The 14363-nt window shown below is 40.3% G+C and carries 16 protein-coding genes; 13 read left to right on the top strand and 3 right to left on the bottom strand.

Features of this window, described 5'->3' with window-relative positions; all coding sequences use genetic code 11:
* Positions 1-12: 12 nt before the first annotated feature.
* The 4 genes from AC0VX1_RS16020 (at position 13) to AC0VX1_RS16005 (ending at position 3136) form a co-directional block, all read left to right on the top strand.
* The gene (locus AC0VX1_RS16020; protein WP_413022510.1) at positions 13-774 is read left to right on the top strand and encodes a nucleotidyltransferase domain-containing protein; all 762 of its coding nucleotides are present in this window, start codon (positions 13-15) and stop codon (positions 772-774) included.
* An 11-nt stretch (positions 775-785) separates the two neighbouring features.
* The gene (locus tag AC0VX1_RS16015) at positions 786-1613 is read left to right on the top strand and encodes a sulfurtransferase (protein WP_475467927.1); all 828 of its coding nucleotides are present in this window, start codon (positions 786-788) and stop codon (positions 1611-1613) included.
* An 85-nt stretch (positions 1614-1698) separates the two neighbouring features.
* The gene (locus AC0VX1_RS16010; RefSeq protein WP_057277833.1) at positions 1699-2574 is read left to right on the top strand and encodes a 5'-3' exonuclease; all 876 of its coding nucleotides are present in this window, start codon (positions 1699-1701) and stop codon (positions 2572-2574) included.
* Positions 2575-2842: 268 nt separating this feature from the next.
* Positions 2843-3136, top strand: coding sequence for a DUF6123 family protein (locus tag AC0VX1_RS16005; protein WP_057277834.1), 294 nt, complete (start codon positions 2843-2845; stop codon positions 3134-3136).
* A gap of 41 nt (positions 3137-3177) precedes the next feature.
* Here AC0VX1_RS16005 and AC0VX1_RS16000 read toward each other — a convergent pair whose 3' ends face one another.
* Both AC0VX1_RS16000 and AC0VX1_RS15995 read right to left on the bottom strand, forming a co-directional pair.
* Positions 3178-4086 carry a DMT family transporter gene (locus AC0VX1_RS16000; protein ID WP_063575783.1) on the bottom strand — a complete coding sequence of 303 codons (909 nt, stop codon included), beginning with the start codon at positions 4084-4086 and terminating at the stop codon, positions 3178-3180.
* Entirely contained in the window at positions 4070-4483 is a 414-nt protein-coding gene (locus AC0VX1_RS15995; RefSeq protein ID WP_063575784.1) for a reverse transcriptase-like protein, read from the bottom strand. The genes AC0VX1_RS16000 and AC0VX1_RS15995 overlap by 17 nt, the downstream gene beginning before the upstream one ends.
* Before the next feature lie 220 nt (positions 4484-4703).
* Here AC0VX1_RS15995 and AC0VX1_RS15990 point away from each other — a divergent pair, with 220 nt between their 5' ends.
* The 4 genes from AC0VX1_RS15990 (at position 4704) to AC0VX1_RS15975 (ending at position 6657) form a co-directional block, all read left to right on the top strand.
* A complete protein-coding gene (locus AC0VX1_RS15990) occupies positions 4704-5375 on the top strand; it encodes a reverse transcriptase-like protein (RefSeq protein WP_222619895.1) in 672 nt (223 codons plus the stop codon).
* Between the two features lie 5 nt (positions 5376-5380).
* Positions 5381-5566, top strand: a complete 186-nt coding sequence (locus AC0VX1_RS15985; RefSeq protein ID WP_475467924.1) for a zinc-finger domain-containing protein — start codon at positions 5381-5383, stop codon at positions 5564-5566.
* Positions 5567-5663: 97 nt separating this feature from the next.
* Positions 5664-6356 (top strand): HD-GYP domain-containing protein, encoded by a 693-nt coding sequence (locus AC0VX1_RS15980; protein WP_475467923.1) that lies wholly within the window; start codon positions 5664-5666, stop codon positions 6354-6356.
* Between the two features lie 13 nt (positions 6357-6369).
* Complete coding sequence (locus AC0VX1_RS15975) at positions 6370-6657, top strand: hypothetical protein (RefSeq protein WP_475467921.1); 288 nt, start codon at positions 6370-6372, stop codon at positions 6655-6657.
* Here AC0VX1_RS15975 and AC0VX1_RS15970 read toward each other — a convergent pair.
* Positions 6602-7066, bottom strand: coding sequence for an RrF2 family transcriptional regulator (locus tag AC0VX1_RS15970; RefSeq protein WP_063593973.1), 465 nt, complete (start codon positions 7064-7066; stop codon positions 6602-6604). The two genes, AC0VX1_RS15975 and AC0VX1_RS15970, sit on opposite strands and share 56 nt — an antisense overlap.
* A gap of 170 nt (positions 7067-7236) precedes the next feature.
* Here AC0VX1_RS15970 and hmpA point away from each other — a divergent pair, with 170 nt between their 5' ends.
* From hmpA to AC0VX1_RS15945, 5 genes are all read left to right on the top strand, one after another.
* On the top strand, positions 7237-8445 hold the full coding sequence (hmpA, locus tag AC0VX1_RS15965; RefSeq protein WP_475467920.1) for an NO-inducible flavohemoprotein: 1209 nt from the start codon (positions 7237-7239) through the stop codon (positions 8443-8445).
* Between the two features lie 334 nt (positions 8446-8779).
* Positions 8780-9868 carry a glutamate 5-kinase gene (gene proB, locus AC0VX1_RS15960; protein WP_413000952.1) on the top strand — a complete coding sequence of 363 codons (1089 nt, stop codon included), beginning with the start codon at positions 8780-8782 and terminating at the stop codon, positions 9866-9868.
* 35 nt (positions 9869-9903) lie between these two features.
* A complete protein-coding gene (locus AC0VX1_RS15955) occupies positions 9904-11151 on the top strand; it encodes a glutamate-5-semialdehyde dehydrogenase (protein WP_413010227.1) in 1248 nt (415 codons plus the stop codon).
* Positions 11152-11231: 80 nt separating this feature from the next.
* Positions 11232-11666, top strand: coding sequence for a general stress protein (locus tag AC0VX1_RS15950; protein WP_095679369.1), 435 nt, complete (start codon positions 11232-11234; stop codon positions 11664-11666).
* Positions 11667-12324: 658 nt separating this feature from the next.
* Positions 12325-14259, top strand: a complete 1935-nt coding sequence (locus AC0VX1_RS15945) for a sigma 54-interacting transcriptional regulator (protein WP_475467918.1) — start codon at positions 12325-12327, stop codon at positions 14257-14259.
* The last annotated feature ends 104 nt before the right edge of the window (positions 14260-14363 follow it).

The following is a 14363-nucleotide window of genomic DNA, read 5'->3' as shown; positions in this document are numbered from 1 at the left end:
CGAGGTTCATTCATGAAAGAAAACCTTATTTCACGCTTGAGATACCTGGAAAAGAATGAGGATATAACGATATTGATGGCTGCTGTTACTGGCAGCCATTCTTTTGGTTTATCATCGGTCCAATCGGATTTCGATGTTCGGTTTATATATGTTCATAATGATAAGCGATCATACTTGAGCTTGAGTCAGCCAGTTGAAGTCATTCAAGTGAAAGAAGGCCTATTCGACATGGAAGGCTGGGATCTCTTTAAATCATCCCGACTTACCTTAAAGAGTAACCCTGCTCTATTTGAATTGTTTCAGTCACCTATCAGGTTGATAACCCATCCGGATTATTATAGGAAGATGACTGGTTTGATAGCGGATTGCTATTCCAAAAAGGCACTGGGGCACCATTACTATCGGATGATGAGCGACAATCTTCAACAATTGTCAAAAACAAGGGGTTCCGAAAGAAAAGAGCTAAAAATATGGGTACAAGTATACCGTTCGTATTTAACCCTTGAATATATCTTCCAACGGGGTTCGCTGCCACCATTATCGGTATGGGAATTACTTGATTCGGTTTCAATGGACCAAGGAATGAAAAACAGGATGATCCGGATATTTAAAGCAAAACAAATGGAAGAATGTATAAGCAACAATGAAAGTGAAAATAATCTTTCGCTAATAGAAGGGAAATCACTTTCCATAAAGAATGAGATAACTAGGCTACATCAAGGGAAGAACATGGAAATGGAACTTAATGAATTGATTTGGGCCATTTTGGAATAGGGGGATATGAGATGAGTTTTATAATCGAAAAAGAAGAGCTGTTGCCGTTGTTGAATTCTAAAGATATCAGAATTTGTGACTGCCGCTTTCAACTAGGCTCTCCTGATGCAGGGTATAATGATTACAAAAAAGACCATATTTTAGGCGCTGTTTATTTCGATCTTGAAAAGGACTTATCTGGTCAGGTTCAAGATCATGGCGGAAGACATCCTCTTCCTGACCTGGAAACCATTAAAGATAAACTGGAATCAAATGGAATCACCAACGATACTGTACTTATCGCTTATGATGGCGGGGAAGGTTCTTTTGCTTCCAGGTTTGTCTGGTTGCTAAGCTACCTTGGGCATCAGAAAGTCTTTGTCCTGAACGGGGGATACCGCGCCTGGAGGGATGCGGGCTATCCGATTGACTCGATTCAAATGAATTATAGGCCAACCGAATATCGTATCGATTTAAATGAACACGTTTTTGCATCTTTTCGAAAAGTGAAGGATTACACTTTGAATAGACCTGACGATATCGTATTAATGGATTCACGGGAATCTAAGCGCTACGAGGGAATCGAGGAGCCAATTGATAAAAAAGCCGGCCATATACCTGGTGCAGTAAATAAGGTGTGGACGAACGTTCTGGAAAATGGCTATTTTAAAAAGAAGGAAGATCTTCAGTCGAATTTTACAAGCATCGGTAAAGATAAGGAAATCATTGTGTACTGCGGTTCAGGTGTAACGGCCTCACCCAATTATATCGCCCTGAAAGAAGCGGGCTTTAAAGATGTAAAGATTTATATTGGCAGTTTCAGTGACTGGATATCGTATGATGATAATCCAATTGAATAATATTTTTTCCAATTAAACGATCCTTAAAAAAAGGGACAGTTATGTTAAAATGGAAGTACATCATGATAGAGGTGATAATGTGTTAATGAAAGAAAATGAGCAGCATCCATCCTTTATGCTTGTCGATGGAATGGCGCTTTTATTTAGAGCTTTTTATGCAACGGCCGTTACTGGTCAATTCATGATTAACTCCAAAGGCATCCCGACCAATGCCGTTCAAGGTTTTTTGAAGCATATGCTGACGGCGGTGAATCACTTTTCACCCAGTCATGTAGCGGTATGCTGGGATATGGGCAGCAAGACTTTCAGAAATGAATTATTTGATGGATACAAGGCGAACCGATCAGAAGCTCCAGTCGAAATGATCCCTCAATTCGACTTAGCGAAAAAAGCGGTTGAAGCATTCGATATCCCTAACATAGGACTATCTGGTTATGAGGCGGATGACTGTATCGGAACAATTGCCAAAGCATCTGCACAGCATAGCCGAGTGGGTATATTGACTGGCGATCAAGATATGCTTCAGTTAATAGAGGAAAACATTTCCGTACTATTATTAAAAAAAGGGTATGGTAACTATGAGGTGCATAATCCCGATAGCTTTTTTGAGTGGAAAGGGATTACACCAAGGCAAATGATCGATTTAAAAGCTTTAATGGGTGATACAGCTGATAACTATCCCGGAGTTAAAGGAATTGGGGAGAAGACAGCGTTGAAATTATTGATACAGTATCAAAGTATCGAAGGCATTCTTGAAAATGTTGCTTCATTGACGAATGGGCAACGGGCTAAAATTGAATCCGCTGTCGATATGCTTCATTTATCCAGAAAGCTAGCAGAAATAAAATGCGATGTACCAATTTCATGTCCTTTGGACGATGCGGTTTATCAGTATGATCGCGAAAAGGTCAAAAACCTGGCTAGGGATCATGAATTCAGGACATTACTGCGCATGATCTAATCTAACAAGGGGGAGCTTCCTAATGGGGGCTCCCCCTTTTGAAATTCCCTTTAAATTTTCGCCTGAATTTAAGAATTTGGGGATCTACTAGCCCGCGAGTCGAAGGGAGACCCCGCAGGCGGACCGCCCGCGGAAAGCGAGTGCCCTAGTTCCAATCAACGTTCAAATTGTACAGTCCGGGACATCGGTCCTTTATTTTGTACGATGATTTTTTTGTCGAAAAATGGATAGTCAAATTCTTTGATATACGGTAAGATGAAAATAAGGCATGAAGTATGGAGTGGATGAGCAAGTGGCGAAATCAACTGAAGAGTATGTTAGTTTTTTAGAGGGTAAGGGATTCACTTTTGGTAATGACGCAATTGGTTTTATTTATTTTGGTAAGCGCTACACGGATGCAAGTGATATTTTAGTCAATGCAGCAATAGAGTTGACATTAAAGGTACAAAAGAATTTTGATGGCAGCTTTTATATCTCCTTTTTGGAAAATTTAAAACAAAATGGCATTGAAACGCGTAGTGCAGCGGTATCGTTTGCAAAAGAACAGGGGCTACTTAAATAAATCGGACTTCGTAACTGGAAGTCCGATTTATTTTGGGCTTTTCAAGAAAACCCCTGTGTCACCGGTTTCTTTTTCTTAACAGGCAGTTCTGCAAAAATCATTCCCAAGAATATGAATGCGCAGCCGATGATGGAAGCGGAAGTTAATTTTTCCCCTATCAATATGTATGAGGATAACGCTGCAAAAACCGGTTCCATTGAAAAGATCAGCGCCACTCTTGTAGGTGTCGTATAGGCTTGGAAGAAGGTTTGTGCGAAAAAGGCGAAGGCCGTGGCAAGGGCTGCCGTAACCAACAAAGCAGTCCATACATCTCTCTGTAACATGACCTCTGAGCTGAAGATGACGGAATGATTCTCTTTGAAAATGAAAGCTGAAACAAATGATAATAAAGATACGGTGGAAACCTGAATCAACGTCAGCGGTAAAGCGGGAAGGGTCTTGGCATATTTAGCGGTAGTGATGATTTGCATGGCAAAACTGATTGCACACAAAAATACCAGCAAATCACCGATATTCAAATTGGAGCGGTCAGCGAAAGTCATTAAATAAAGTCCGATGGTTGCGGCTGCGACACCTATTATTGTATTGCGGGAAAGCCTATGCTTTAATAGCAGCAGGGAAAAAACAGGTACCATGACAACACTTAATCCTGTTATAAAGCCAGTCTTGGCAGGTGTTGTATAATTCAATCCGATCGTTTGAAGTCCATAGCCGAGAAAAAGCCATACACCAATGTGAAACCCAGCTTTAAAAAGGCCTTTGCTCCCGTTTTTCCCCTTTTTGTGTAGAGTAAATAAATAAGGGATGAGCAAGAATACGAACGCCATGAAAAAACGGACGGCATTAAACGTGAAGGGGTCAAGAAAAGATAGCGCATTTTGGACCATGACAAAAGTGACGCCCCAGATGAATACAACGAATAATAATGAAAAATCAGCTGTCTTGTTCATGATTTTCCTCAGCCTTATTCAAGCGAATGGCCCGTCTCGCCAACTCATCCGCGGACTTATTTTCGATATTTGGAATCCATTTCATGAAAAATAAATCAAGCTCGTCGGAAAGCTTTAACGCCCGTTCCAGCAAAAGGGCATACTTATTTTTTGCAAATCTTTTTTCAATGGCTTGGTTGATGGCTTGGGAGTCTGTACGAAAAGAAACGACTTGATACTCATTGGCCACACAAATCTCCAATGCTTTGATTAAGGCATGGTACTCCGCTTCATGGTTTTCCATATTCCCAAGCGGAAAGGAATGCCTCTCGACCACACCGTTATTATTTATGAAAACACCTGCACCGCTAGGCCCTGGATTGCCCGCACTGGCACCATCAATATACACTTCGATCAAGATGTGCTCCTCCTCGAGTTTAACTGTTTAAATGTTCGATATAATAACGTTCCTTTAAAATTAAGATTGAAACATGAGAATTTCAGGCTGATATGGGAACTATAATTAAAAAGAGTGATTAAAATGCTTACAATATATTATAAAGGGTATGACGAAAAAAAGGTATGAAAATTGTAAGCTGTTCTGCATGAATCGTGAATGGATAAGGAGCTGGAAATCTTTGAAGGTAATTATGCAATGGACATATCAAGCTTCAAAAAAACCATCTGCCGATTTCGTTTCGGATTGGCTTGATGCCGGGACTGCACTGGTCATTACAGAAGATCTTGAAAAGGCAGGAAGGCTGAAAGAAGTGGAATTCAAGGATGAATTCGATACAACATGGAACAAGAAGGAGTTAAAGAAACTCCTGACGGAAATTGAGGAAGAACCGCAGGATGTGACGGTCTTCTTTGATGGAGGTTTTCAAAAAGATGAAAAGGTGGCAGGAATTGGTGTTGCCATTTATTATCGTCAAGGAAAGAAGTTCTTGCGGTTACGCACCAATGTGAAATTGGAGCAATTCGAATCCAATAATGAAGCTGAATATGCGGCTTTTCATGAAGCGGTCAGGCAGATGGACGAACTTGGAATCCACCATCAAAGCTGTGTCTTTAAAGGTGATTCTCTCGTCGTCTTAAATCAACTTTCCGGTGAATGGCCCTGTATGGAAGAAAACTTAAATAAATGGCTGGACCGCATTGAAGCGAAATTGGATAAATTAAAGATCATTCCTGTCTGCAAGCCGATTTCTCGAAAGGAAAACCAGGAAGCCGATCGCCTGGCCACACTTGCACTGCAGGGAAAGGCCATTTTCAGTAAAATAGAAATTGCTGGGTCAAAGGAGCCATAACAACAATGAACAGGAAAAAAATATATGAAGAAGTGGAAGATGTTCTCGCTTCATTTTGCCAAGATTGTTTTTTAAGAAAGCATTTTCGAAAAGAGAATGGGCGTACGTATGCCCATCAGTTCTGTATTTCAGAATGCACGGTTGGTGAAAAACTAAAACAGCTCGGCAATGAACTTAGTGACCGAACTTAATTGCTTTCATTAAGACACAAGAGAAAGAAGGATATGGTATTACAGATAAAAAATAGAGAAAAGTGTGAGAGCAATAAAAAATAGAAGAGGGAAGCATGTGAAACAGCCTCTTACCATACCCCAAAATGATTTCATAAGGGAAGAATTGAAAAAAGATGCATTTGCTTTAAGGGTAGAACATGTACAACCTAACGTAAATATTCAGGATAGAATCAACGAAGCTTCGCTTCATTTGAAAAACATCTTTCAAGATATACGTAAAGAAGGAAAAATACAGCTTGAAAAGATTGTATTGATTAAAGCAAAAGTTGCACCTGTCATTGCAGAAGCTGCAATGAACCCTGATATTTATTCCCTTTTCGATGAGCCGCATGCAGATCACGAGTACACGTATCGGCATAATATAGGTGTCGGGATAATCGCCACTTATCTAGGGATGAAGCTTGGATTATCCAAAGAAAACCTTTCAGCCCTGACTTTGGCAGCCATGCTGCATGATGTGGGGAAAACAAGGATTTCGGATAATATAGTGGAAAAACCGGGTAAACTGAATGAGGCAGAATATGAAGATATGAAACGCCATGCCATTTATGGATATGAATTACTTAAAAATATCCCTGGAATCCCACCATCGATTGCATTAACAGCCCTCCAGCACCATGAACGGGAAGATGGGCAAGGCTATCCTCAAGGGAAGAGTGGAAAGGATATCCATCTTCATGCGAAAATCGTCGCTATAGCCGACGTATTCCATGCGATGTCATCATCATCAGGCCATGCCGTTTTATAAGGTGATTGAGCAAATGAACAGGGATATGGTCAGTAAATTCAATCCTGAGATCCTAATGGAGCTTGTAAGCCGATTAATGTCCACGTTGGTAGGAAAAGAAGTCATGCTAACCAATGGACGATTCGGGACGATCATCATGATCGATCCATACAATCCCCATAAAGCTTTATTGAAAACCGGTACAGAGATCATAGATTTACGAATGGAAAATCGAATGAATCATCGGTTAATGGAAAAAAGCCCGATTATAAAAAATCGGGCTTTTCGTCATTCTGCTTTACCGAATCAAAATAGGTTTTGAGCATCACTTTATTTTCGCTGAAGTCTGCAATCGTATATTGATCAAGGACTTGAAGAAAAGCATCCAAGGCATTGTTAAGGACAAATTTCAATGAACAAACGGGAGAAATCACACAGTTATCGTGATCTTTAAAACATTCCACTAGATAAAAATCTTCTTCGGTTCTCCGCACAAGTTCCCCTACATTTATTTCAGCGGGTGATTTTGCAAGCCGGAAACCGCCATTTCTTCCACGTATCGTCTCAATATAGCCTAATTTACCTAGATTATGAACAATTTTCATCAAATGATTTTTAGACAGTTGATATACTTCAGAAATCTCTTTGATATTTGATAATTTGCTTTGGTCGTGGGTAGCCAGGTAAATCAACACTCTAAGTGAGTAATCGGAATAACTCGTCAACCTCATGTTTATCGCCTCACATTCTATCCCCATTTGACTATATCATAAATGTGAACATTTTATAAACATGAAAACTTATTATCTGAAAAGATGTATAAAAAATATTGCTTTTAATGCATTTAAGTTCTAATATAAACATGTATTCAAAATACTTGTTTATGAAAAGAGGTTTACCTATGCTATCCCAGAAAACTATCGATATTATAAAATCAACCGTACCTGTATTAGAAGTGCATGGTACAACTATCACAACTGTATTCTATAAAAATCTTTTCGAAGCACATCCTGAATTATTAAATGTTTTCAATCATGCCAATCAAAAAAAGGGGCGCCAGCAAACTGCACTTGCCAACACGGTATTGGCAGCAGCTAAATATATAGATCAACTTGAAACGATTTTACCTGCCGTGAAGCAAATAGCACAAAAACATAGAAGCCTTGCAGTCAAAGCCGAACATTATCCGATTGTTGGTGAACACCTATTAGGCGCAATCAAAGAAGTGTTACAAGATTCGGCTACAGAAGAAATCCTTCAAGCTTGGGGAGAGGCGTACGGAGTCATTGCGGATGTTTTCATCAGCATCGAAAAGGAAATGTACGACGAAGCTTCCAATCAGGTCGGCGGATGGTCTGATTTCAAACGATTCACAGTGGTGGAAAAAGTACGTGAAAGTGACGTAATCACATCCTTTTATCTAAAGCCATCAGATGGAAATCAGGTTCCGGCATTTCTTCCAGGACAATATATTACCGTTCGGATCGAGATACCGGGTGAATCTCATTTATTCAACCGTCAGTATAGTTTATCTGATGTTCCGGGAAAAGATTATTTCCGTATTTCCGTTAAAAAAGAAAAGCCGGGAACCTCTCCTGATGGAAGGGTCTCTAACTACTTGCATGAATCCATTCAGATGGGTGACAGTATTGACGTAACGGCTCCTGCAGGTGATTTCACCATCGACTTGGATAAACGAACACCGGCAGTATTCTTGAGCGGAGGCGTTGGCATAACGCCTTTCATGAGCATGGTACATGCGTTGGCTGAAAAGACACCTGAGCGTGATGTACAATTCATTCATGCAACCGATAATGGCCATTTACAGCCGTTCAGAATGGAACTGACAGAACTAGGACACAAACTTACCAACTATCAATTATCCTTTGTCTTTAAAAACCCGAGTGAGGATGATAAGAACCTGCCGAATTTTGCAAAGCAAGGGTATGTAGATAAGGAATTATTGAGCAGTATTGTTAAACCTGAAGCTGATTATTATGTGTGCGGCCCTGTGCCTTTCATGAAGGCCATCATCACTTACCTGAAAGAGCTTGAGGTAGATACGGATAAAATCCACTATGAATTCTTCGGCCCGGCCATGGCGCTATAAGGTTCATTCATCGAAGGAATGTTATTGACATCAAGCAGATAATTTTGCATACTATATTAAAACAATGAACGTTGAGAGAAGATTAGTATGCGAGAATCACTGTGACAGAGAGCGGAGTCATTTGCTGGAAGGCCCGCGACAGGAATGCGCTGAACCTGCTTCTTGAGTCCTATGCAAACCATAGGCGCAAATCCTGGCGTTATCAGGCAAAGTGGAATGCATGAATTTGCATTCAATGAAGGTGGTACCACGGAGAGCAGCCCTTTTCGTCCTTATTTCGAGGATGAAAAGGGCTTTTTTTCATGTCTTAGATATTTATTGGAGGAAGTAATCGATGGAAAAGAAACGCATCGTTGTAAAGATAGGAAGTAGTTCTTTGACCAACACACAAGGTGAAATCGACCAGAATAAATTTTCCGATCATATCCAGGCAGTGGCAGCTTTAAGGAAAGCCGGACATGAAGTTGTCCTTGTTTCATCAGGTGCTGTAGCGACAGGTTTTCGCAAGCTTGGCTACCCTACGCGACCTATCACTCTCAAAGGAAAACAAGCTGCTGCAGCTGTAGGTCAAAGCCTATTGATTCAATCGTATATGGAACAATTGGGGCATTTTGGAATCGTTCCGGCGCAGATTTTATTAACAAGGAAAGATTTCTCGAAAAAAGATCGATATAAAAATGCATATGCCACATTGATGGAATTGCTTGAACGCGGCATCCTTCCGATCATAAATGAAAATGATACAGTATCGGTCGAGGAGTTGACTTTTGGTGATAATGATATGCTATCCGCCTTGGTAAGCGGGTTAGTCCATGCCACGAACTTGATCATATTAACGGACATTAATGGGCTCTATGATTCCAATCCACAGACAAATCCAGGGGCGAAACGATTTGATGAATTATCCGAAGTTACGGATGATTTATTGCAAATGGCAGAAGGTGCAGGATCTAATGTCGGAACCGGTGGGATGAAATCGAAGCTGATTGCAGCGCAAACGGCATTGTCACTAGGGGTGAAAGTATTCATCGGATCTGGTTTGGGGAGTGATAAACTTCTAACTATCCTTGAAGGCAATGGTGATGGCACATATATAGGGAATGAAGACATGGCGATGGTAACGAAAAACAAACAATGGATATCCCTTCATTCAAAAGTATCCGGGAAAATTTTCGTTGATGAAGGTGCCGAAAGGGCCTTAGTTTCAAATGGAAGCAGTCTGCTGCCAGCTGGAATTTATGAAATTAAAGGAGTCTTCAATAAGGGTGATGTTGTCGAAGTCTTTGGTGCAAATGGGTTATTAGGGCGGGGTGAGGTCCTTTATTCCGACGAAGAATTAAAACAGGCGATGGGAAAGAGGACATCCGAGCTTATAATCACTTCCATAGAAGTTATTCATCGCGATAAATGGGTGAAAGCATAAAAAATCAATTTCAAGAAAAAAGGGGGAATTTAGAAATGAGTGAAGTGACGGCGAAAGGAAAGGCAGCCAAAAAAGCCAGTTATCAGCTAATCGGATTGAGTACGGAAAAAAAGAATGAGGCTCTTGGGAAAATTGCTAAACAACTTATTATCGATAAAGATTTTTTGATAAAGGAAAACCAAAAGGATCTGGAAGATGGCAGGAAAAAAGGTCTCAGCGAGTCTATCTTAGATCGAATTATGTTGAATGGTAACCGTATTGATGACATGGCAGCGGCCATTATGCTTTTAATCGATTTAAATGATCCGATTGGGGAACGATTGGAAACGATTGAAAAAGAGAATGGTTTATTGATTAAAAAACAACGGGTGCCTATCGGGGTAATCGGAATGATTTATGAAGCAAGGCCGAATGTGACCATCGATGCAGCTACATTATCCTTGAAAACGGGGAATGCTGTCATCTTAAGAGGCAGCTCGTCAGCCAAATACTCCAATATCGCACTAGTCTCTTCCATTCATAAAGCATTGGAGAATACGGAAATCCCTGTAGAAGCTGTTCAGTTGATCGAGGATACGAGTCGTGAAACCGCTAAGGAACTTTTTCATCTAAATGACTATTTAGATGTCTTGATTCCACGCGGCGGAAAGAACTTAATTGAAACGGTGATTAAGGAGTCCACTGTCCCCGTCCTTGAAACAGGAGCAGGCAATTGCCATATCTTCATCGATCAGACCGCAGATATCACGATGGTCGAGAAAATTGTCTTAAACGGTAAAACTCAGCGACCATCCGTATGCAATGCCATTGAAGGGCTTCTGATCCATGAAAAATGGTTTGAAGAAAATGGAGTGCGTATTCTGGAACTCCTGGAAGAAAAGGGTATTGAATTATATGGAGATGAAGCGGTTTGCAGCTCCTTTCCGAGAGCGAAAACGGCTACGGAGGAAGATTGGTCAACTGAGTACCTGGCTTTAAAACTCAGCGTGAAAACTGTAAAAGGTGTATCCGATGCCATTGATCACATAAACCGATACGGTTCCAAGCATTCTGAAGCAATCCTAACGAGGGATGAACAAAATGCTTACGCATTTTTGAATAAAGTGGATGCCGCAGCCGTTTATCACAATGCTTCCACCCGTTTTACCGACGGCTTTGAATTCGGTTATGGCGCAGAAATCGGCATTTCCACTCAAAAGCTGCATGCACGCGGACCAATGGGTTTACCTGCCTTAACATCAAGCAAGTACTTCATATACGGCCAGGGGCAAATCCGGGAATAGAATTCATTTCTTTCATGGAAGGTTATTAAACCTCAATTAAGGGTATTGTACAATACATTACTTTTAAAGGAGCAGATACCATGGACAAGAGGTTTATAGCAATATATGATAATGAAAATGAAGCGACTTCAGCAGTCAAAAATTTAAAGGAACAAGGATATACATCCGATCAAATATCAGTAGTGGCAAAAAACATCGATAAATTACCAACTGAAGCAGAGGAAGTCAGCCCGGCAAAAACTGATGGATTAGTAGCCGGGGCAGCAGCCGGCGGAGCTGTCGGATTGACAGGCCTGCTTATTGGAATGAGTGCATTGGCCGTACCAGGAATAGGTCCGATATTGGCAGCGGGTCCGATTTTCACCACATTTGGCGGAGCCGCAGCCGGGGCAGCATCGGGAGCAGGCGGATTGAGAAAGCCATTATTGGACATTGGACTGGAGGAAGCCGAAGTCGATCAATATCTAGAGGATATTAAGGCAGGGAAAATCCTTGTCATCGCCGATCCTTTTTAAGTTCGTAAGTAAAACCACCTTGAATGAACAGACTTATGATGTTTGAGACCTAAACTCCATAAAAACTCAAAAATAAACAGCTCTTATTTATTGATAAACCCCGTTCAGGATTCTTGAACGGGGTTAATCTGTTTGTAGGCTAATTTTATTGTCACTAACGATAAAATCAAAAGGAATTCCACATTTGTATGAAGAATAAAAGGAATATAGTCCTGTTAGCGTGAAAGGAAGGGGAATTATGGAAAATAACGTAGATGGAAGCCGCTTTAAGAAATTAAAGAGACATATCAATTTCACCATAAGGATCATTATGATGATGTTGATATTAAAAATCGTTCTCTAGTAATGAAAAGTAAGTTTAAATGAGATGATTTGAATGTCCATTCTTTTTGTAATAATTAATATCAATCGGAATCCTTAAAAACCCAGGATAACAGGGTTTTTTATTTTTCAAAATGAAAAATCTTAATAAAATGCAGAAATAACCTCAAGCGTACTTATGGCCATTACTTTTCTTAGCGCGGCTTTAAATGAAAACTTTTGCGGCGTATTAGCTACCTTTATTATATCTCGTCCTTATTTGACCTGGGCTAGAATAACAGGTTGCCAGAGCTTACATCCAATAAGCCAAATTGATTTTACGCTGGAGGTGGGTATTTTGATAAAAATAAAACTCGTTGTTCCCCGAAAAGGGTATATTACGGATGCTTTTGAAAGATTTGAGGAGTTCAACAAGTTGGAAGAATCGGAAAACGGTGGTAACGTTTCAGTGAAGTTTGTTTTAGAGGAGGTAGTTGAGGATGCCGATAAGATTGGGAAGTTGAAGCTTGATGCCGATGTAATCATCTCAAGGGGATTAATCACGAAACTATTAAAAGAATGCAATGAATCCATTCCTATCGTTGATATTCCTGTGCAGGGCATTGACCTCATTCGTTCCCTGCATGATTGCAAGGCACGTTTCGGCAGTAAAAAAGTGGCCGTCATAGGAGCTTTGAATATGATTTATGGCGTGGAAAACCTTTCGGATATCGTCGATTTGCCAATTCAGTCCTATATATTAAATGATATCGAGTCCTCAGTCAGTTTAGTGGATTTAGCCGTCAGAGATGGCTGTGAGGTTGTGTTAAGTGGGTTAAGTACCTGTAAATATGCTGAAGAGATAGGGTTGGGGGCCATTCTGGTTGATACTGGAAAGGAATCATTTCGGCAGGCGTTGATTGAGGCGAAAAGGGTAGCTCTTGTCAGCAGAAGGGAACAGGAGAAGACCAAGCGTTACCAAACGATTCTTAATTATGCCTATGAAGGGGTTATTGCAATAGATTTAAAAGGACAAATATCCGTATTCAATACGGCCGCTCAGGAGATATTAGCCATTTCCAAGGGGAGCTTAATTGGAAATTCTGTATACGATATAATAAAGCCCGGAACATTTCGTAATATGCTTTTAAGCGACGATGAATACGAAAAAGATACCGTTGCTTACCAATCCATTCAATTATCGGTAAAAAAGGTCGGGATATTTTTAAAAGGTAAAAAAGTGGGGGATATGGTCGCCTTTCAAGATGTTACCCGCATTCAGGAGATGGAAGGGAAGTTCTTTAGAAAGCTTCATTCACGCGGACATGTGGCAAAGTACACATTTGATGATATATTGTATCGGAGTTCGGAAATCAAGAGGACGATTGAAACAGCTCAACGTTATAGTGAAGTGGATTCAAACATTCTTATAATTGGAGAAACTGGAACGGGCAAGGAAATATTCGCCCAAAGCATACATAATCATAGCAATCGGAAAAATAACCCATTTGTTGCCATTAATTGCGCAGCGCTTCCCGAAAATTTATTGGAAAGTGAGCTTTTCGGATATGCAGAAGGTGCTTTCACGGGAGCCATGAAAGGCGGAAAGCAAGGATTTTTTGAACTTGCTCATAGAGGTACGATTTTTTTGGATGAAATAGGAGAAATCTCCCCAAAAATGCAAAGCCGGCTGCTGCGTGTCCTGCAGGAGCGTGAAATCATGCGCATCGGTGATGATAAAGTAATCCCTGTTGATGTGAGAATAGTGTCGGCAACGAACAAAGACCTCATGCAAATGGTAAAGAGTAATGACTTTCGGGAGGATCTTTATTATCGCTTGAGCGTGCTGGACCTTGTATTGCCTCCACTTCGGGATCGCAGAGAAGATATTCCGTTATTGGTGAATGCTTTTATTCGGAAAGGTCATTCGGACCAGAAACAAATCAAGATTACGGAAACTGCCATGAAAAAGCTAAGTGAAGGGAATTGGGAAGGGAATATTCGCCAATTGCAAAATTTTTGTGAGCGATTATGCGCTCTTTATAAGAACAAGTTAATTGATGTGTACGATATCGAAATGTATTTTCCGAATAATAGTAATAAGAAAATACTTCTTTCGGAACAAAACGAAGAGATGGATATATCACCTGGGATACATTTATCCGAGCGTGAAAGAATTGTTCAAACGTTAATAAAGGTGAATTTTAACAAAGGAAAAGCTGCTTTTGAGTTAGGGATGAGTCGGACGACTTTATGGAGAAAGATAAAAAGTTTGAATATTGAAACAAATTGAAACGTAATGAAACAAATTCATTCATTTTGATACAATTTGTTAACTTTATTTATGTCTTGGTTTGAGAACGAATAGGCTTCTTTCTTGAATAAACAGATCTTTTT

This window comes from Peribacillus sp. QJM3NY_7 (genome assembly GCF_056173225.1).
This window is presented reverse-complemented; position numbering and strand designations above follow the sequence as displayed.